The sequence below is a fragment of the Paraflavitalea sp. genome, assembly GCF_059502485.1.
Genome location: NZ_JCACET010000010.1, coordinates 201,062 through 220,104, shown reverse-complemented (window position 1 = coordinate 220,104; position 19,043 = coordinate 201,062). Strand labels below are relative to the sequence as shown.

The following is a 19,043-nucleotide window of genomic DNA, read 5'->3' as shown; positions in this document are numbered from 1 at the left end:
AAGTTAGGGAATAAGCGGTGAGGCAGCATAAATCTTTTCGATGATCTCGACCGTTTTTAGCGCTTCGCCAGCCTCCACAAAACGATAGCCGGGATTGTCGAGCGCTTTGATCAGGTGATAATATACCCTGTCATGATTGCTCATACTGCCTTCATAAAATCCATACTGGTTCGAGGGTTTACCTGCAGGCAGGGTAGGAGCCGTTTCCCCTTCCACAGAAAAGAAATCAATATTATTGAGGTATTGCCCACCGATCTTCACAGTGCCCTTCTCGCCAAAAATGGTCACAGAGCCTTCCATATTACGTTGGTAACTATTGATAGTATATTGTAAAGTGCCAATGGCGCCGTTCTGCATTGTCAGCAAGGCAACACCGGTATCTTCAAAAGCAATAGACGTGCCGTGTGTAAAATTGCTGCGGCTACCCTGAACATCCGCTACATCACCCAGCAGCCAGTACAGCAGGTCGATAAAATGACTGAATTGCGTATAAAGAATGCCACCATCGAGATCGCGGGTACCGTGCCAGCTATCCTTGTAATAAGCCAGCGGCCGGTTCCAGAAACAGTTCACCTGGAAGCTATGGATGGCGCCCAGCTTTCCTGCATCCAGCAGTTGCTTCACAGCCTCTACGGGCGGGTTATACCGGTTTTGCTTTACAACAAACAGCCTTTTGCCGGCTTTTTCAGCAGCTGCGATCATCCGCAGTCCGCTTTCCCGGGAAATACACATGGGTTTTTCACACAGTACATGACTGCCGGCTTCCAGGGCCATAATCGCATGCTCGGCATGCAGGCCGTTTGGGGTACACACACTTACAATGTCAGGGCGCTCAGCCTTGAAGAGCCCGGCAGCAGAAGAATAAGCCCGGGCGCCGTACTGATCGGCCAACTCCTGCGCCCGTCCGGGAACAGTGTCACAAACAGCATCCAGCGTGCCATGAGCAACAAGGTGGCCGGCGTGACGCCGCGCAATATGACCGCAACCGATAATCGCAAAGTGATAGCTCATGCCTGGTTTTAATCTTATTTTTGTGGCAGAGAAGGTAATAATACTGGCTAAAAACCAATATTTTCCGTCTTCATGCCTTCCCGGCAGTCTTCTTCAGAAAAAAACGGGCAGGCAAGATATTAAAATCACGATTAATTCCATACCTTTGCCGCCAAATTATAGAAGAAGTAAAAATTTGGATGTTTTTTAAAAAAAATTGAGATGTCGTATTTATCTAAAGAAAAAGTATCAGATATTTTCACACAGTATGGTGGAAAAGCTACCAACACAGGTTCTATTGAAGGACAAATCGCTTTGATGACAGAGCGTATCAATGGAATTTCCCAACACCTCAAGCAAAACAAGCAGGACTTTTCAACTCAGCGTGGATTGATGAGACTGGTAGGTCAGCGCAAACGCTTACTGAACTATCTGAGCAAGCATAACCTCCAGGGTTATCGCCAACTGATCGAGAAACTCGGAATCAGAAAATAATCAGCATTATGCTGTAAAAATATACTATTCCCAACTGAACAAATCCAGTTGGGAATACTTGTTTTACCGGCATGCTGATTAATGACACGTAAAATTGTATTTTAAACCGGTTGCGCGCACAAACCACACCTTCCCGCCTTTCTGTTTGTGACTGCCAACCTCAAATTGAGACTCTATGCTCTCTCAACCTATTAGTGTAACATTCGACATCGGTGGTGGCCGTATGGTAACCATCGAAACCGGTAAACTGGCACGCCAGGCTCATGGCTCCATTACCGTTCGCCAGGGAAACAGCATCATGCTTGCAACAGTTGTTGCCAACAAAGAACCCAAAGAAGGACAAGAGTTTTTTCCGCTGGTTGTAGATTATAACGAAAAATTCGCCTCTGCCGGTCGTATTCCCGGTTCATTCTTCAAACGTGAAGGCAAACTGAACGATTATGAGGTACTTGTAAGCCGCCTGATCGACCGTTCATTACGTCCCTTATTCCCCGAAGATTATTTCTGCGATGTACAGGTACTGGTTACCCTCGTATCCAGCGACAAAGAAGTAATGCCCGATGCATTAGCATGTCTCGCTGCTTCTGCCGCACTCGCAGTATCAGATATTCCCATTAAAGAAGTTATTTCACAAGTGCGTGTAGCACGTGTGGAAGGCAACTTTATCGTGAACCCCACCCGTACAGAGCTGGCCACTGCCGATATGGACTTCCTGATCGCCGCTACAGAAAAGAACCTGATGATGGTGGAAGGTGAATCAGAAGAGTGCAGCGAAGAAGACCTCGTGAAAGCATTGGAAATTGCACACGACGCTATCCGCATCCAGATCAAAGCACAGCATGAACTGCGCGAAAAAGCAGGTGTACAAGGCAAGCGCGAGTACACAAAACCTGAAGTAAACGAAGAACTGCGTGAAAAAGTAGCAGCCTTCACAAAAGATAAGATCTACGCGATCGCCAAGAGCGCTTCTGCCAAGCACGACCGCAGCGATGCATTCGATGCACTGAAGAAGGAGTTGATCACAAGCCTCGGCGAAGATGTAGATGACAAAACAAAGAAGCAAGCGAAGAAATATTACGAAGACCTCCAGTGGGAAATCGTTCGTGATATGATCCTCAACGATCGCGTTCGCCTCGATGGTCGTCAATTAGATCAGGTTCGTGGCCTCGCTATGGAAGTAGACGCACTGCCTTCTCCACACGGCTCTGCACTGTTTACCCGTGGTGAAACACAATCACTCACTACCGTTACACTCGGTACGCCATTGGACGAGCTGCTGGTAGAAAGCGCTGCCAACTCAGAATACACCAAGTTCATCCTGCATTATAACTTCCCGCCATTCTCAACCGGTGAAGTGAAAATGATGCGCGGCCCCGGCCGTCGCGAAGTAGGACACGGTAACCTGGCCATGCGTTCACTGAAACAAATGATGCCTGGCAACGAGTATCCTTACACCGTACGTGTGGTGAGCGATGTGCTGGAATCAAACGGTTCATCATCTATGGCAACTGTTTGCGCCGGTTCACTGGCGTTGATGGATGCAGGTGTTCCCTTCCCCAAACACGTTGGTGGAGTTGCGATGGGATTGATCACACGCGCTTCCGATAACAAATACGCGATCCTTACTGATATCCTTGGTGATGAAGATCACCTCGGTGATATGGACTTCAAAGTAACCGGTACACGTGAAGGCATCTGCGGTGTTCAGATGGACATCAAGATCGATGGCCTTAGCATGGACACGATGCGCGAAGCATTGGAGCAAGCCCGCAAAGGCCGTCTCCACATCCTCGAAGCCATGTATGCTTGCATACCAGCTGCCCGTGAGGAAGTGAAGCCACATGCACCACGTATGGAAAAACTGTTCATCGACAAGGAATTCATTGGAGCTGTGATCGGACCACAAGGAAAGATCATCCAGGAGATCCAGCGCGAAACAGGTACTACCATCAATATCGAAGAAGTTGGTAACTATGGTGAAGTAAGCATCTTCAGCCCTGCCAAAGAAGGACTGGACAAAGCAGTATCCTGGGTTAAGGGAATCACTGCGATGCCGGAAGTTGGATCAGTGTATGAAGCTACCGTTAAAGGCATCAAGGAATTTGGCGCCTTCGTAGAGTTCCTGCCTGGCAAACAAGGCTTGCTCCACATCAGCGAAATTTCACACAAGCGCCTTGAGTCTATGGAAGGTGTGTTGAAAGAAGGCGAGAAAGTGAAAGTGAAACTGATTGGTATCGACCACAAGACTGGCAAATTCAAACTGAGCCGTAAAGTATTAATGCCTAAACCCGAAGGAGCACCAAGGCCCCAGGGCAACGGAGCTGCGCCACAGCAGTAATCGTTGGCATTAACGCTATCATATTCAAAGGGTGAACCACCTTCAAAAGTGGTTCACCCTTGTCATTTCGAACATACTCTCTTTTGTCATTTCGAACGGAGCGACAGCGAAGTGAGAAATCTGCTATCGAAGCAAACGCATTGCCGACTGCCGATTGTCGACTGCCGAAAAAAAATACTATGAGCAACTACATCCAACTAAAGCTTGCCCACCCCGAGAAAGAAATACTCGAGATCTTCATCGCCCTCCTGAGCGAACAAGGCTTTGAAGGATTTGAAGAAAGCCCGCAGCAACTCTCCGCATTCATTCCCGAAGAACAATGGGATGAGGAAGCCATAAAAGAATTGGTCAACACCTACCAGGCAACCTATACCACCGAAACCATTGCCCAGCGCAACTGGAATGAAGAATGGGAAAAGAACTTCGAGCCGGTGGTAGTAGGGGAGTTCTGCGCCGTGCGGGCACATTTTCATGCACCCATTAAAGACGTAGCCTATGAGATCATCATCACGCCCAAAATGAGTTTTGGTACCGGGCATCATGCCACCACCTACATGATGATCGAATACATGGAACAGCTCGACTTTACGGGCAAAACAGTACTCGACTTCGGCACAGGCACAGGAATTTTGGCCATACTAGCAGCCATGAAAGGTGCTAAACATATAGTTGCTATCGACAACGATGATTGGAGCGTGGAAAATGCTGCAGAGAATATTGAGGTCAATCGCAAACGCGAAGAGGCCACGTCAGCCACAAACATCGTGCTGGAAAAAGCAGACAGTTTAGAAAAATTTGCAGTATTTAACATCATACTGGCCAATATAAATAAACACGTATTGCTCGCAAATATGGGAGCCATACAACAACATTTAACACCAGGGGGCGTTATAATCATGAGTGGCTTACTGGCTGGTGATCGTGAGGATATAGAAAAGTCCGCAAACAACAACGGGTTGAAAATTGTGGACCAAAAACAACAGCAGGCATGGATCGCCCTTCAGTTAACTACTAGGTAACATATAATAATCCGTATGTTATCAGAATATTAACTCGTTTTTCCTTAAATTTGAATTTTCCAACATTCAACCAACTATTCAATGAAAGAAGTGCTCATCATTGCAATAGCATATTTGATCGGCTCTGTTCCTACAGCTGTTTGGGTCAGCAAGGGATTCTTCGGCATCGATATCCGTGAATACGGTAGCGGCAACGCCGGCGCTACCAATACCTTCCGCGTGCTCGGCTCCCGTTGGGGCACCTTCGTAATGATCATGGACGTCCTCAAAGGCGTAGCAGCTACCAGTCTGTATTTACTATTACCTTTTTACGCAGATACCACCAATGAATGGGACCGCACCAACCTCATGGTAGGACTTGGTTTGGCCGCCGTATTGGGGCATATATTTCCCATCTGGGCTGATTTCAGAGGCGGTAAAGGTGTCGCCACATTATTTGGAATGATCATCGCTATACAGCCCCTGGTAGCCCTCTGCTGTGTAGGTGTATTCCTCTCGGTATTGTACCTCACCCGCTTTGTATCCCTTAGTTCCATTTTAGCGAGCATCGCCTTTGCAGTGCTCATCCTCTTCATATTTAATGAAAGAGAACCACTCTACAGAGCATTTGCCATTGCTGTGGCATTGCTGGTGGTACTCACACACCAGAAAAACATTTCCCGTCTTTTGCGCGGCAGCGAAAGCAAGGTACCCATCCTGAAGTACCGCGACCGCAAGCGCGAACGCCGTCGTTTAGCTAAAGAAGATTAATCAAACTTATTATAGATTGTTAGCAAGGCGGTAGTAATACCGCCTTTTATATTTTATTGATTGACAACAATCAACGACAACTATTGTTATTACCATCGCAGCTACGTTGTAGAGGCTGGTATTATTTTAGTACTATATTTGATAAAATAATCTTCATGAAACGAATCCTCGTTGCAGCCACCGTTATAGCCCTTATGGCCGGTTGCAGCCGTAACGCTATCACAGGCAGAAATCAATTGTCGCTGTTTAATGAATCGGATATCCAAAGCATGGCGGCTACCGAATACGCACAATTCCTTTCCCAGAATAAAGTAGTAGCCACTTCTGGCAGCAAAGACGCTGAAATGGTACGTAGGGTAGGCCAGCGCCTGACAAATGCGATCAATAGCTTTTATGCCAATCAGCCCGAAATTGCACAGGAACTCCAGCAATACAAATGGGAATACAACCTCGTAGATTCAAAAGAAGTAAACGCCTGGTGTATGCCTGGTGGAAAGATCGTTGTATATACAGGATTGCTCCCCATCACGCAGAATGAAGCAGCCCTGGCAGCAGTAATGGGCCATGAAATTGCCCACGCCCTGGCAAAACATGGTAATGAACGCATGAGCCAGCAGGCAGGTCAGCAATTGGCCGGACAAGCCCTTCAGGTAGCCATTGCCAATAAAACACCGGCAGCGCAGAACCTTTTCATGGGCGCTTTTGGTATCGGTTCACAAGTAGGCCTGCTGTTGCCTTTTTCACGCAAACAGGAGCTCGAAGCAGACCGTTACGGCCTGATTTATTCTGCCATGGCAGGATACAATCCCCAGGAAGCAGTCGCCCTGTGGGAGCGTATGGCGCAAGCCAGCGGCGGCCAGAAACCACCGGAAATACTGAGCACACACCCGGCTGAAGCTACCCGTATTCAAAAGCTCCAGGAGATGATGCCGGAGGCTCTTAAGTACTATAAACCAATAGGTAAATAGATATAGGGGAATAAACTAATAAAATATTTTCTATACCCGTCAAGGCGACAATTAAAGCCATGACGGGTTTTTTAATGCAAAAAGTACTGATTCGTACCGGTTTTGCCTTACCTTTGCAATCCCGTCGAATAACCTAAATCACTTACTAAAAAAACTTCTCAGGCATGTCGCAAAACTTGTTAGATAAGCTTCAGCTTCAGGAAGAAAAAAATGTACTGATTCAGGGACTTCCTTCTTCAATCGAAAAACAGTTTGTAAAATTAGCTTTCGCCAAAAATGTAACTCCTTTATTGAAGTCGCGCAAAATCGACTTTGCACTGGTGTTTGCAGTAAATGAAAGCCAATTGACAGGCATCATGAAGGATGTACTACCTGCATTACAGGAAGAAGGTAAAATCTGGATCGCGTATCCAAAAACCACTTCCAAGATCGTTACAGACCTTAATCGCCAATGCAGCTGGGATTGCATCCGCAATGCCGGTTTCGAAGGTGGCGATGAAGTAGCACTTGATCACGTTTGGACCGCTACACGCTTCAACAAAGTTGCAGCCATAGCGCCAGCCAAACCTGCTCGCAGAGCACCCGTGCCAGGCAAACGCGTTCCAGCCATGGCCGATTAACCATCCAGCGTCACACACAACTTATTATCGACAGACCCATCGTACCGTGGGTCTGTTTTTTGTTTATGCCATTCATCAACATCGAAATAAAAGCAAGAACAGCCAACGCCGATAAGATAAGGCAATACCTGCTCAACAGAGGCGCTGACTTCAAAGGCATCGATCACCAGACAGATACTTACTTCAATGTGCCCAACGGCCGGCTAAAACTGCGGCAGGGCAATATCGAAACCAACCTCATCTGGTACCAGCGCAATAACCAGCCCGGCCCCAAGCAATCCGATTTCATATTGACACCAGTAGCAGATGCCAACACATTGAAGCAAACCTTGACCAATGCCCTGGGCGTTAAAATAGCAGTAGTTAAAAAGCGCGAAATATACTTCATCGGTAATGTGAAGTTCCACATTGACGAACTGGAAAGCTTAGGCACATTTGTAGAAATAGAAGCCAGCAATAAAACAGAAGACCTGCCAGTAGAGAAATTGCAGGAACAATGCGAATACTACCGCAAAGCTTTTGAAATAAGAGACGAAGACCTGCTCCAATATTCCTACAGCGACATGCTGCTGGTAAAAGAGCAGTAGGCAAAAGAGCAGTAGGTAAAAGGTATTTTCCTCCCAATCCCTAAAATCCAATAAATCCTGGTTCAGATAATAGGCTTTCTTAACGGCACCAGCACAATGAAGTCGTCCTCCGTAGCCTCAATCTGGATGCCGTGCTGGTTCAGCAGCCGGAACTTATTATTGATATTGGCCAGGCCCACACCACTCGGCATTACCTGAATATGTTTTTTACGGATCTTGTTTTCCACGATCAGCATATCATCCTCCCCGCTATGAATGATCACCTCCAAAGGTTGGTCCCGTGCCACAACATTGTGCTTCACCGCATTCTCCACCAGCAGTTGCAAAGTCAGTGAAGGGATAAGGTAATTTTCATATTGCTTTTCTACAGCAATACGAAGCCTGAAACCCTCGCCATGTCGGGTCTTTAACAAAAGCGCATAAGAAATGATGAACTCCAGTTCTGCCGACAGACTGGTCATTTCCTGGCTGCTACTGTGTAGCAGGTACCGGTACACCTTACTCAACTCGTTTGTGAATTGCTCCGCTTTCTCAGGATCTTCATTGATTAGCGAACCAAGCGCATTTAAACTATTGAACAGAAAATGCGGGTTGATCTGGCTCTTGAGCAGGTCAAACTTGGCCTGCCATTCCGATTGGATCAGCCGTTCCTTTTCTGCAGAAGCCTCCCGCCATTGCTGCCACAAATAACCACCCTCATAAATAGTAAGCGTTACTGTAGCATAATAGATCAATACCCCCAATCCTGAAGAATATTCCATCATTTTGGGCCACTGCAGTGGAAAAGTACCGATGAGGCCATGAACCACTACACGCAACGTAAAACCGAAGTGGGAAAGCAGGATGATAGCCAGCACCAGGAAAAACAACCGTTGCCGGACACGTTCAAGGCCAGGTAGCCTGAACTGGATGAACAAAGCAGTAAGACGGGCCAGTTCCCAGCCAATATAACCACTGGACATACCCACACAAAAGATAAAAGGCCATTTGGAATAGGGACTATCGATATAAAGTCGCAGCCGGAAGAAAACCGCTCCAATAAAAAACAATACGACAGGGCCCACCAGCCGTAACCGGAGGTCACTGGAAAAACTAAAAGGGGAGCGTAATACTGCCATTGGGAAGAGATGCTGCTGCCAAAAATACTCGATTGCCTGCACATCCCCGGTTAGTCCGGTTTTAAGTACGTACGAACTGTTAAAAATGAAGCATGAATTGCGAAGGATGTAGCTTTGTTCGAGGCGTATAGTGCCCCCGTAAGGAAAAATGAATACCTTACAGCACACACAACATAGAAAATAAAACGGCCATGAGTGCTACGCCCAAGCCAAAAGCAGCTAAAAAAGCTGCTCCCAAACGTACCACAAAGAGTACAACAGCCAAATCGAAACCGGTGCCAGCTGGAAAAGTACAATCCCTCACAGCCAAAGACTTCCTCGAAGCACTGGAATTACTCGTATCCGACGAAGAACTCAAAAAGATCCAGCGCTACTTTAAGTCCGGCGAAGGACAGTATGGCGAAGGCGATGTATTCATAGGAGTACGCATGGGAGAGGTGTTTACCCTGGCCAAAGCCTATATCCAAATGCCCCTGAAAGAAATAGAGAAACTGCTGGAAAGCAAGATACATGAAGCAAGGGCAGGAGCAGTGAGCATTATGGATTTCCAGGCAAGAGATAAGAAAACCACGGAGACACAGAAGAAAGAACTATTCGATCTCTACATCAGGCGGCATGACAGGATCAACAATTGGGACCTGGTCGATAGGAGCGCCCAGTTTGTAGTAGGAGCTTATCTTTTCGACAAGCCCCGCACGATCCTGTACAAACTGGCCAAATCGAAAAACGTATGGGAGCGCCGCACAGCTATTGTAAGCACTGGCTATTTTATCAGAAAGCGGCAACTGGAAGACACGTTTAAGATCGCAGAAACGCTGCTCAAAGACCAGCACGATCTCATCCATAAAGCCACCGGCGGCTGGATACGCGAGGCCGGTAAACAAAACAAGCAATTATTACTGAGTTTCCTCGATAAACATGCCGCCACCATGCCCCGCACCATGCTGCGCTATGCCATCGAACACCTCGATACCAAACTGAAGAAAAACTACATGGACAAATGAAGCTGCTATTACTTATCACAGCCTTGACCATCACTTGTTGTGCAATAGGGCAATCCAAGGTTGCTCCAACTGCTACAAATAAAGCACAAGTACGCACCTCTATACAAAAGTGTTTTAGAAGAATAGATAGTGTCCGGTTTAAAGATCCCGATAACCTGGAAGTGGAAAACAAAAAACTGATCCAGCTCCTGGCCAAACATAAAGAGGAACTCTTTAAATGGGTGAATGAACAGGATTTTGACTTCCTGTACATAGCAAAGTCAGCCGATAACAAATTATGCCTAATATCGTGGGATACACGCATGGGAGGCACCATGATTGATTTTGCCAGCATGGCATTATATAAAGCAACAGGACAATCTGTAAAACATACATTGTTGAAAGGCGATGGAGACCGAAGTGGTGATGAGAACACCCTGATGCATTATGATACAGTACATACAATAATTACCGGAAAAGGAAATGTGTATCTCGCACATGGTTTCGGCCAGGGCTCAACCGCTTACCCCTGGCAGGAAGTAAGAGCGTTTCGGATCGAGGACAACCAGCTAAAGATGCCTGCCGTATTTCCGGAGAAAGAAAACAAGTTATTCGTTGCGTTTGATACCCATCAGTTCGGAGACGATGAATTGGTGCCAACCATAAAAGTCAGGAACCAAGGGAAAACAATACTATATCCCATAGCTACAGAAAACGAAGGCTTTTCAGGTAAATACCAGACTTTTATACTCTCAGGGACCCGTTATATAGAGAAAAAGTAACCCTGACAGTCAGTAAGAGACAACGACCGCAGGACTGCTTTGTAATCAATACGTTCCAAAAACTATACAATAAAAAGGAGTAAATGGAGCATCAATGCTAACAACGGTCACGCTCTCTTGGGTAGACTGCAGGTATCCCGTACGTTTGTCTTGTCGCTATCGATGACAGCAGTGTAGAAAAGGGTAGAAGGCTTTTACACCAATGTGGAGGAGTAAGCAGAAGAAGCAGGTAAACAGGAAATGATTACAGTGAGTATCGAATAGGAGCAGGGGAGCAACTAAGTGTAGATAGAGTATGGATGGTGTATAGATACTGTATAGATGGTGTATACATAGAGTATCAAAATAGTAGTGCAAAGAAAAGTAGCAGTTTTAACCAAAAACAGCAGGGCTCACTATTTATTTGAAGATCACCGTACCATTACTCTTGATCATATCCTGCTCCATTTGCTTCAGGTGCACATGCGTTTGTAGCAATACGAGTAATTCCTCAGAAGTATGAGGTCGCTGCATATCCTGCTGGTTCTCATCCATCAGGCGACGGATCTTGCGGATTTTTAGATAGGTCACGGCCGACTTCACATCAGCCCGGTATATATCATCTGTAGTGGGAAGCTTTCCATCAAAATGCTCATTCCATTTCGGGCTCAGCTCATAAGCAAAATCCATGACAGATACCACGGTAGCACTCAGTTGCTGGTCTTCGTGATACAGGAAATTCTTAGGGCCGGGCTCGATCCCTTCATCATACCACACTTTGTAGATCTCCATGATGCGCACCAGTTCCTTATTGTCGATCATGTTCTGGTCCACACTCTCTTCAAGAATATAATCCGCTACCCGGCGGTTCTCATCCCAGGACTTCAGACCATAATCCAGCAGGCAACGCACCATCCCGCGCTCATTCATCTCATCCTTGTTGAATAAGGTGGAGGCATCCTCTTCAGGAACGAACACCGGAGGCTGGTCATCATAAAACTGCCCGTCATCCACCGGCATTTTACTTTCCTGCTTCTGAAGCTTATCCCGGATGAACTTGTTCACCAGCGTATTCAGGCCCACCTCATCGATGCGCAGCAGCGCAGAGCACCGGCGTATATAATCCTGCTGTTTGGTAAAATCTTCAGCCTTGTTCAGCTTGGCAATCGTCTCGGCGATCTGGTTCACCAGCGCCGCCTTCTTATTGGTATCATCGCCGGCATCCTTCAGCAGGATCTCCACCTGAAATAAGATGAAGTCCTTCTTATTCGCCTTTACAAAATCCTGGAATTGCGCAGCCCCGATCTTATTCACGTAACTGTCCGGGTCTTCATTATCCGGGATCAACACAAGTTTTACATTGAGTCCTTCTTCAATAGCCAGGTCAAGCCCGCGCAACGCAGCCTTTACACCGGCCGAATCACCATCATAAATGATGGTCAGATTCTTGGTGTACTTCTTCACCAGCCGCAGTTGATCAGGAGTAAGTGAAGTACCACCCGAAGCCACTACGTTCTCGATACCCGCCTGGTGCAGCGATACCACATCGGTATAACCTTCCACCAGCAAACATTCATCGTTCTTGTCAATAGCCTGACGGGCAAAATAAGAACCGTAAAGAATTTTACTCTTATGATAGATCTCATTCTCCGGCGTGTTGATGTATTTGGGCGCACGATCTACTTTACCGATTACCCGCGCACCAAATCCCAACACCTTGCCACTCTGATTATGAATCGGGAAAATGATACGCCCACGATAGTTGTCATAAGCCCGGTCATCACGCACCACGATCAATCCCGACTTTTGAAGGTATTCCTGGTTGTATTGACCTGCGATAGCCGCTTTGGCAAAAGCATCCCTTTCCTGCAGACAATAACCGATCTGGAATTTCCGGATGATCTCTTCCCGGAAGCCCCGCTCCTTGAGGTAGCTCATGGCAATATCCTCGCCTTCCTCGGAGTTGAACAATTTATCAGCAAAATACTGTTGGGCAAACTGGTTGATGATATACAAACTGTCAGCTACCTGGTACTGCTGTTTCAGCTCAGGACTGATCTCCGTTTCCTCGATCTCGACATTGTACTTATTGGCCAGCCACCGAAGCGCCTCCACATAAGAGTACTTCTCGGCCTCCATCAGGAAGCTGATCGAATTGCCGCTTTTGCCGCAGCCAAAACACTTATAGATCTCTTTAGTAGGGGATACCGAAAAAGAAGGCGACTTCTCGTTGTGAAAAGGACACAGCCCGATATAATTCACGCCCCGCTTCTTCAGCTTTACAAAGCTGCCCACTACCTCCACTACGTCCACCCGGTTTAAGATCTGTTGTATGGTCTGTTGGCTTATCAAGTTGATTTACAATTGTTTGAAATTTGAGAAGGGTTGCAAAAATAAGGCATTCATTGTTGACGTTCAAAAGTTACATAAAAACAAGAATATCGGACACAGAATATAGAACACCAAAGAAGGGCCAGTAGACTAAGCCTTTAATCCGGAACCCTGTTCCTGTAACTTGTCACCTGCAACTTCTGACCGGTACTGGCAACTGCAACCGGCATCTGTTAAACCTGCATGGACGGTGAATAATTTTAATGTAAATCTCCCGGCGCTTTCCCCAAATCTTCCTAATTTAGAAGTAGAACCATAAGCAATCAGTCTACCGCGTTCTAATCAGTTCTTTTATTTCTTCACCTAAATTTTTCTCCCATGGTTATTACAGATGTCGCACAGCTCTCAAGAGAATGCAATGCCTGGAGGGAGACATTGCGTTCCTGGCGGGATGAGTTTGGCCAACTGAAACAACGGCTCATAGACGTAGCTGCCCGCCAAACAACAAGAGAAGACCTCGTAGAAGTGGATCACCTCGACAACCAGCTCCACATTCAGCTTATCAACATCCACGACCTCAAGCACGCCATCAAATCCCACACCCGTAAGATTGAAGCGGAAACTGCCCGGGGGCAGATCAATGAAGACACCGCTGCCAGCCACGAAAACCTCTTTGACGAGTACCAACATCTTGAACACACATTACAGGAAGTAAAACAGGAATACAGCGATTTCGTTATCCGATCGTGATGCTGCCCATCATATAGGGCCACATTTATAAATTAGTTCTGAGTACAGCGTTCTGAGTGCAGAGTCTGGACAGGAAATTTCTGTCTTTTACTCTATACTCTCGACTCCAGACTCGTGACTCATATTTACGTCTCAAAGACGTAACAACTTACTATCCCCTTAATTCTCCGCAGCACTATACAAAAACATTAAAAAACCTTTGCTATGCCGGAGTTTGATACATCACACGTAAAAAACATAGTCTTGCTGGGCCATGCCGGTACCGGTAAGACCACATTGGCGGAATGCATGCTCTTTGAAGCAGGACTCATTACCCGCCGCGGTTCCGTTCAGGAACGTAACACCGTCTCTGACTACCATGAGCTGGAACAGGAAAGAGGCAATTCTATCTTCTCTACCTTACTCCACACCAAATGGCGTGGCTATAAGATCAACATCATCGATACGCCCGGGTACGACGATTTTGTCGGAGAAGTGGTATCTGCCCTGCGCGTGGCCGACACAGGCGTTATGTTACTCAACGCCGTAATGGGCGTAGAAGTAGGTACAGATATCATATGGGATTATACCGAGCAGTTCAAAACACCCATGATCTTTGCCGTTAATAAACTGGACGATGACAATGCCGATTTCGACAACACCGTACAGGAAGCCAAAAACCACTTTGGCAATAAAGTGGTAGTAGTACAATACCCGCAACAACAAGGCGCGGGCTTTCATGCCATCATCGATGTGCTGCGTATGACCATGTACAAATTCCGCGATGCAGGAGGCAAACCGGAAAAACTACCCATTCCCGATGAAGAAAAAGCAAGAGCAGAAGAGCTGCACCGCGAGTTGGTAGAAGCAGTGGCAGGCAATGATGAATTGCTGATGGAAAAATATTTCGAGAAAGGAGAGCTCGATGAGGATGAAATGAAAGAAGGGCTGAAAAAAGCCATGATCAGGCACGAACTGTTTCCTTTATTCTGTCTCTCCGCCGAACGCAATATGGGTAGCGGCCGCCTGATGGGATTCATCGACAACGTTTGTCCCAGTGCCAATGAAATGCTGCGTTCGAAGCAAAATGCGGATAACCCGCCCTGCGAAGCTTCCGGACCTGCCTGCCTCTTCGTCTATAAAACAGTATCAGAACCCCACGTGGGAGAACTTTCCTTCTTCAAGGTCTATTCCGGCACCATTAAGAGCGGGATGGAACTGGTGAATGAAAATACGGGCGTCTCAGAAAAACTCAACCAGTTATTTGTGGTCGAAGGCAACAAGCGCGTCAATGTGCCGGAGCTGGTGGCTGGTGATATCGGGGCCACGCTCAAACTAAAAAATACACACGTCAATAACACCCTGCATGAAAAAGGGAAGAACCTGGAAATAGAACCCATCGTATTCCCGGCGGCCAATATGAGTATGGCCATCGAGTCGGTGAAGAAAGGGGAGGAGGAGAAGTTAAGCCAGGCACTTCACCAGTTGCCGGAAGAAGACCCCACCATACGCGTGGAGTTTTCACAGGAGCTGAAGCAGACGATCATCCATTGCATGGGAGAACTGCACCTTTCCGTCATCCGCTGGCGTATAGAACATATCCACGGTGTAGAAGTTAAATTCACCCGGCCGCGCATACCATATCGTGAAACCATTCGCCGCATGGCAGAGTCGAACTATCGCCACAAAAAACAATCAGGTGGCAACGGCCAGTTTGGAGAAGTATTCATGCGCATAGAGCCCTGGTATGAAGGCATGCCCGATCCCAAGGGACTAAACGTGCGTGGACGCGAAGAGCACCCCCTCGATTGGGGTGGCAAACTTGTCTACTACAACTGCATTGTGGGTGGCGCCATCGATAACCGCTTCCTGCCTTCGATCCTGAAAGGCGTGATGGAGAAAATGCACGAAGGACCCCAAACAGGCTCCTTTGTGCGTGATGTGCGCGTATCGGTCTATGATGGAAAAATGCACCCGGTCGACTCCAATGATATCTCCTTCAAAATAGCCGGATTGATGGCCTTTAAGCAGGCCTTTGCACAGGCCGATCCACAGATACTGGAGCCTGTTTATCATGTAGACATACTATGCCCCGATGACCTGACGGGTGCTGTGATCGGCGATCTGCAAACGCGGCGTGGCCTCGTGGAAGGAATGGACAGCGAAGGACATTTTACCAGGATCATGGCCAAGGTACCGCTGGCCGAAATGCACGACTATTCGTCCTCCCTGCGCTCCATCACACAAGGCAGGGCTAAGTTCAGTATGCATTTCGAAGACTATGCCGCTGTGCCCGGCGAAATACAGAAAAAACTACAGGACGACTACCACAGACTTGCCAAAGAGGAAGTATAAGGAGCTTCCGCCAATGTTTCATTCAGTGTCCCTCAACCCGGCGACAATTACTGAATGAGTGCTTACCAGTGTTTTAAAATGCAGGTTATTTGCCAACAGCAAGTAATCTGCATTTTCTTTTTAGAAAGGGTGGGTCGCCCTCAAAGGGCGGCTCACCCTTTTCTCGTTGCCTTGCTGCCTTATTGCCTCGATGCCTTTCCTAAATGTTAAAGCAAAGCCAAAATAATATCCACGCAAGAATGCCGGCTGTCGGGCGTCTAATCTGTACGCTACACATTGTCAACCAATTATTGAAGATAATTTCTACCTGGTAATGAAAAAGATAGGGAGCCTGATAGCCATCGTATGTTTGTTTGTGAATGCTTACGCACAGGAAAATAATGCGCCTGGAGGAGAACCCAGAGGTCAGTCAACTGGCCGTCTGTATGGAAGGATCGTAGATGGTAAAAGCAACAAAGGCGTAGAAGCCGCTTCAGTGCGCCTCTACATCATCATCAAAGACATTACCGGGGAAAACAAAGATAGCCTCGCCGGCGGTATGCTCTCCAAGCCCAACGGCGATTTCAGCATCGAAAACCTACCCATCAAAGGCAATTACCGCCTCAGCATAACAGCCATCGGGTTCAAAGGCGTTGATCAAACCGTCAGCTTCCGCAAAACTGGCGAAGGCGCGGCAGAGCAGGACCTCGGCAACATCAAGCTGGAACAGGACGCCAATACCCTCGATGTAGTGACGGTGACTGGCCAGAGGCCGGCCCTGCAGATGGGCATCGACCGCAAATTCTTTGATGTAGATAAAAGCCTCACAGCCTCCGGCGGTACCGCAGTGGATGTGATGAAGAATATCCCCTCTGTGGGAGTAGACGTAGATGGCAACGTTACCCTGCGCAACAGCACACCCCAGATATTTGTAGATGGTCGCCCCACGATCCTGACCCTCGATCAAATCCCTGCTGATAATATTGAAAGAGTGGAGCTGATCACCAACCCCTCTGCCAAGTTCGATGCAGCCAGCACAGGAGGCGTGATCAATGTGATCCTGAAGAAGAATAAAAAACTGGGACTAAATGGACTGGCTTCCGTTGGCGCCGGTTATCCCGATATCCTCAACGGCAACCTCACGCTCAACCTGCGCCAGAATAAGTTCAACTTCTTTGTCAGTGGCAACTACAACCAGTCAGGAGGCATTGCCAAAAGCGAATCATTCCGCCAGAACAAAGTAGGCGGTAGCCTGCAGGATTATTTCAACCAGCGCTCCTCATCAGACCGTTTCCGTAAGTTTGGTTCCGTTCGTTTTGGAGTGGATTACTTCATGGACAACCGCAACACCTTTACGATCTCCCAAAACTTTGTAAGCGGCAACAATACGAATGACGAAACACAGGATCAGCAATACCGGGACCTCGGCCATAACTTAACCCAATACGGTGACCGCATTACCAATAGCATTGGTAACAACCAAAGAAGCAGTACACAGTTATTGTACAAACATAAATTTGCTGAAGCAGGTAAAGAACTGAATGCTGATATCAATTACAACAGAGGCAGTGGTAACGACCGTTCCAATATCATCAACTCCTATTACAATCCCGATGGCACACCTGCTGCCAATCCCAATGTAGTGCGCAACGATGGTAACAACGATAATGACCAGGTTACTATACAAGTCGATTATACAGATCCAAGCGGCGAGCATACCAAATTCGAGACCGGTGTACGTACTTATATCAATAATTACCGCAGCGTCTTCAATGCATTTTCAGTAGCCAATGGAGCAGAGACAAAACTGTCGTTGAGCAATAACTACAAATACCGCGAGATTGTCAATGCTGCTTATGTGACCTATAGCAGTAAATTGGGTGACATTGGATACCAACTCGGTCTGCGCGCAGAACAATCACAGTTCGACGGAGAGTTGATAGACAGCGCTAAAAAGTTTGGATACAAATATCCTGAGAAGCTGGATAATATATTCGATGCCTTATTCCCCAGCATCTTCATTACAAAAACATTGAATGAAGGAGAAGATATCCAGGTAAACTATACCCGCCGGATACGCCGTCCCAACTTTTGGCAACTGAATCCCTTTGTGGATATCAACGATCCTTTGAACCTGCGCCAGGGAAACCCCGGACTGAAACCCCAGTTCACCAGCTCATTTGAATTCAATTACAATAAATCGTACGGATCTGGCAGTTTCCTTGGTGTGGTATACTATCGCAACACACAAGGGCAGATCACCCAGTTCAGCGACACACTTTCCCAGCAGCAATATGAGCAGTTGAACAACGCGGCGGTTGACCCCAATGCGATTCTCAATACGTTCATCAATGCCAATACCGAAAACGTATGGGGCAGTGAGTTGACCCTTCAACAGAAGATCGGCAAGAACTTCGACTTTACGCCTACCTTCAACCTCCAGTATACCAAAGTAAATGCGAAACTGGACAAAGTGGACCTCAGCAATGAAGGGTTCAACTGGGAAAGCAAATTGATCGTTAACTACCGGATAAACAGCAAGTCTAAAATATTCGACAAGCTCAGCCTGCAAACCATTGGCGAATACGAATCACCACAGGTATTGCCACAGGGCAAGCGGAAAGCACAATACAGTGTAGACGCCGCCTTTAGGAAAGACTTCCTGAAAGGCAACAAAGGCACCCTTACCTTCAGCGTGAACGACGTGTTCAATACCAACCGCTGGGGTACTATTTACGACACGGAAAACTTCTACCAGGATTCTTACCGCCGTCGTAACGTGCGCAACTTCCGTATCACCTTTACCTACAAGTTCGGTAAAGCCGACCTCAACCTCTTCAAGCGCAACAACCGCAACAACAACGAAGAAGGTGGTGATGGCGGAGGAGATCGCGGTTAATACATAGCTGTATTAGTATTGCCCGGTCCCTTTAGGGCCGGGGTAAAATCTACTAAGTGATTCCGGGCTTTAGCCCAATTACTCATTTCATGCTTGCATTTCTGCATTTCACACTTCCTTA

Annotated in this window: 15 protein-coding genes; 12 read left to right on the top strand and 3 right to left on the bottom strand. The window is 47.1% G+C overall.

The window, feature by feature from the left end; translation table 11 throughout:
* Positions 1-3: 3 nt before the first annotated feature.
* Complete coding sequence (locus AC5JBY_RS18140; protein WP_495906049.1) at positions 4-1,011, bottom strand: Gfo/Idh/MocA family protein; 1,008 nt, start codon at positions 1,009-1,011, stop codon at positions 4-6.
* 201 nt (positions 1,012-1,212) lie between these two features.
* On the opposite strand from AC5JBY_RS18140, the gene rpsO reads away from it, so the two are divergent.
* The 7 genes from rpsO to AC5JBY_RS18105 all read left to right on the top strand — a co-directional run bounded on the left by rpsO (position 1,213) and on the right by AC5JBY_RS18105 (position 7,767).
* Positions 1,213-1,485, top strand: coding sequence for a 30S ribosomal protein S15 (gene rpsO, locus AC5JBY_RS18135; protein WP_495906048.1), 273 nt, complete (start codon positions 1,213-1,215; stop codon positions 1,483-1,485).
* 175 nt (positions 1,486-1,660) lie between these two features.
* Positions 1,661-3,823, top strand: coding sequence for a polyribonucleotide nucleotidyltransferase (gene pnp, locus AC5JBY_RS18130; protein ID WP_495906047.1), 2,163 nt, complete (start codon positions 1,661-1,663; stop codon positions 3,821-3,823).
* Positions 3,824-4,002: 179 nt separating this feature from the next.
* Entirely contained in the window at positions 4,003-4,842 is an 840-nt protein-coding gene (prmA, locus tag AC5JBY_RS18125; RefSeq protein ID WP_495906046.1) for a 50S ribosomal protein L11 methyltransferase, read from the top strand.
* A gap of 81 nt (positions 4,843-4,923) precedes the next feature.
* Entirely contained in the window at positions 4,924-5,592 is a 669-nt protein-coding gene (gene plsY, locus AC5JBY_RS18120) for a glycerol-3-phosphate 1-O-acyltransferase PlsY (RefSeq protein WP_495906045.1), read from the top strand.
* Between the two features lie 155 nt (positions 5,593-5,747).
* Entirely contained in the window at positions 5,748-6,560 is an 813-nt protein-coding gene (locus tag AC5JBY_RS18115) for a M48 family metallopeptidase (RefSeq protein WP_495906044.1), read from the top strand.
* A gap of 164 nt (positions 6,561-6,724) precedes the next feature.
* A complete protein-coding gene (locus AC5JBY_RS18110) occupies positions 6,725-7,180 on the top strand; it encodes a hypothetical protein (RefSeq protein ID WP_495906043.1) in 456 nt (151 codons plus the stop codon).
* Between the two features lie 65 nt (positions 7,181-7,245).
* Positions 7,246-7,767 carry a class IV adenylate cyclase gene (locus tag AC5JBY_RS18105; protein ID WP_495906042.1) on the top strand — a complete coding sequence of 174 codons (522 nt, stop codon included), beginning with the start codon at positions 7,246-7,248 and terminating at the stop codon, positions 7,765-7,767.
* A 62-nt stretch (positions 7,768-7,829) separates the two neighbouring features.
* Here AC5JBY_RS18105 and AC5JBY_RS18100 read toward each other — a convergent pair whose 3' ends face one another.
* Positions 7,830-8,885, bottom strand: coding sequence for a sensor histidine kinase (locus AC5JBY_RS18100; RefSeq protein ID WP_495906041.1), 1,056 nt, complete (start codon positions 8,883-8,885; stop codon positions 7,830-7,832).
* Positions 8,886-9,076: 191 nt separating this feature from the next.
* On the opposite strand from AC5JBY_RS18100, the gene AC5JBY_RS18095 reads away from it, so the two are divergent.
* Together AC5JBY_RS18095 and AC5JBY_RS18090 are read left to right on the top strand one after the other, a co-directional pair.
* Positions 9,077-9,889, top strand: a complete 813-nt coding sequence (locus AC5JBY_RS18095) for a DNA alkylation repair protein (protein ID WP_495906040.1) — start codon at positions 9,077-9,079, stop codon at positions 9,887-9,889.
* Positions 9,886-10,650, top strand: a complete 765-nt coding sequence (locus AC5JBY_RS18090; RefSeq protein WP_495906039.1) for a hypothetical protein — start codon at positions 9,886-9,888, stop codon at positions 10,648-10,650. The genes AC5JBY_RS18095 and AC5JBY_RS18090 overlap by 4 nt, the downstream gene beginning before the upstream one ends.
* 399 nt (positions 10,651-11,049) lie before the next feature.
* Here AC5JBY_RS18090 and dnaG read toward each other — a convergent pair whose 3' ends face one another.
* Positions 11,050-12,981, bottom strand: a complete 1,932-nt coding sequence (dnaG, locus tag AC5JBY_RS18085; RefSeq protein ID WP_495906038.1) for a DNA primase — start codon at positions 12,979-12,981, stop codon at positions 11,050-11,052.
* Positions 12,982-13,338: 357 nt separating this feature from the next.
* On the opposite strand from dnaG, the gene AC5JBY_RS18080 reads away from it, so the two are divergent.
* The 3 genes from AC5JBY_RS18080 (at position 13,339) to AC5JBY_RS18070 (ending at position 18,922) form a co-directional block, all read left to right on the top strand.
* Positions 13,339-13,710, top strand: coding sequence for a hypothetical protein (locus tag AC5JBY_RS18080; RefSeq protein WP_495906037.1), 372 nt, complete (start codon positions 13,339-13,341; stop codon positions 13,708-13,710).
* A gap of 204 nt (positions 13,711-13,914) precedes the next feature.
* On the top strand, positions 13,915-16,044 hold the full coding sequence (gene fusA2, locus AC5JBY_RS18075; protein WP_495906036.1) for an elongation factor G2: 2,130 nt from the start codon (positions 13,915-13,917) through the stop codon (positions 16,042-16,044).
* Between the two features lie 313 nt (positions 16,045-16,357).
* Complete coding sequence (locus AC5JBY_RS18070; RefSeq protein ID WP_495906035.1) at positions 16,358-18,922, top strand: TonB-dependent receptor; 2,565 nt, start codon at positions 16,358-16,360, stop codon at positions 18,920-18,922.
* Positions 18,923-19,043: the final 121 nt, after the last annotated feature.

Excerpts from the sequence above, each read along its gene's own strand:
- prmA (WP_495906046.1), top strand. The coding sequence starts at position 4,003 with ATGAGCAACTACATCCAACTAAAGCTTGCCCACCCCGAGAAAGAAATA.
- AC5JBY_RS18115 (WP_495906044.1), top strand. The coding sequence starts at position 5,748 with ATGAAACGAATCCTCGTTGCAGCCACCGTTATAGCCCTTATGGCCGGT.
- AC5JBY_RS18140 (WP_495906049.1), bottom strand. The coding sequence starts at position 1,011 with ATGAGCTATCACTTTGCGATTATCGGTTGCGGTCATATTGCGCGGCGT.
- pnp (WP_495906047.1), top strand. The coding sequence starts at position 1,661 with ATGCTCTCTCAACCTATTAGTGTAACATTCGACATCGGTGGTGGCCGT.
- AC5JBY_RS18070 (WP_495906035.1), top strand. The coding sequence starts at position 16,358 with ATGAAAAAGATAGGGAGCCTGATAGCCATCGTATGTTTGTTTGTGAAT.
- AC5JBY_RS18105 (WP_495906042.1), top strand. The coding sequence starts at position 7,246 with ATGCCATTCATCAACATCGAAATAAAAGCAAGAACAGCCAACGCCGAT.
- fusA2 (WP_495906036.1), top strand. The coding sequence starts at position 13,915 with ATGCCGGAGTTTGATACATCACACGTAAAAAACATAGTCTTGCTGGGC.
- AC5JBY_RS18090 (WP_495906039.1), top strand. The coding sequence starts at position 9,886 with ATGAAGCTGCTATTACTTATCACAGCCTTGACCATCACTTGTTGTGCA.
- AC5JBY_RS18095 (WP_495906040.1), top strand. The coding sequence starts at position 9,077 with ATGAGTGCTACGCCCAAGCCAAAAGCAGCTAAAAAAGCTGCTCCCAAA.
- plsY (WP_495906045.1), top strand. The coding sequence starts at position 4,924 with ATGAAAGAAGTGCTCATCATTGCAATAGCATATTTGATCGGCTCTGTT.
- AC5JBY_RS18080 (WP_495906037.1), top strand. The coding sequence starts at position 13,339 with ATGGTTATTACAGATGTCGCACAGCTCTCAAGAGAATGCAATGCCTGG.
- rpsO (WP_495906048.1), top strand. The coding sequence starts at position 1,213 with ATGTCGTATTTATCTAAAGAAAAAGTATCAGATATTTTCACACAGTAT.
- AC5JBY_RS18100 (WP_495906041.1), bottom strand. The coding sequence starts at position 8,885 with ATGGCAGTATTACGCTCCCCTTTTAGTTTTTCCAGTGACCTCCGGTTA.
- AC5JBY_RS18110 (WP_495906043.1), top strand. The coding sequence starts at position 6,725 with ATGTCGCAAAACTTGTTAGATAAGCTTCAGCTTCAGGAAGAAAAAAAT.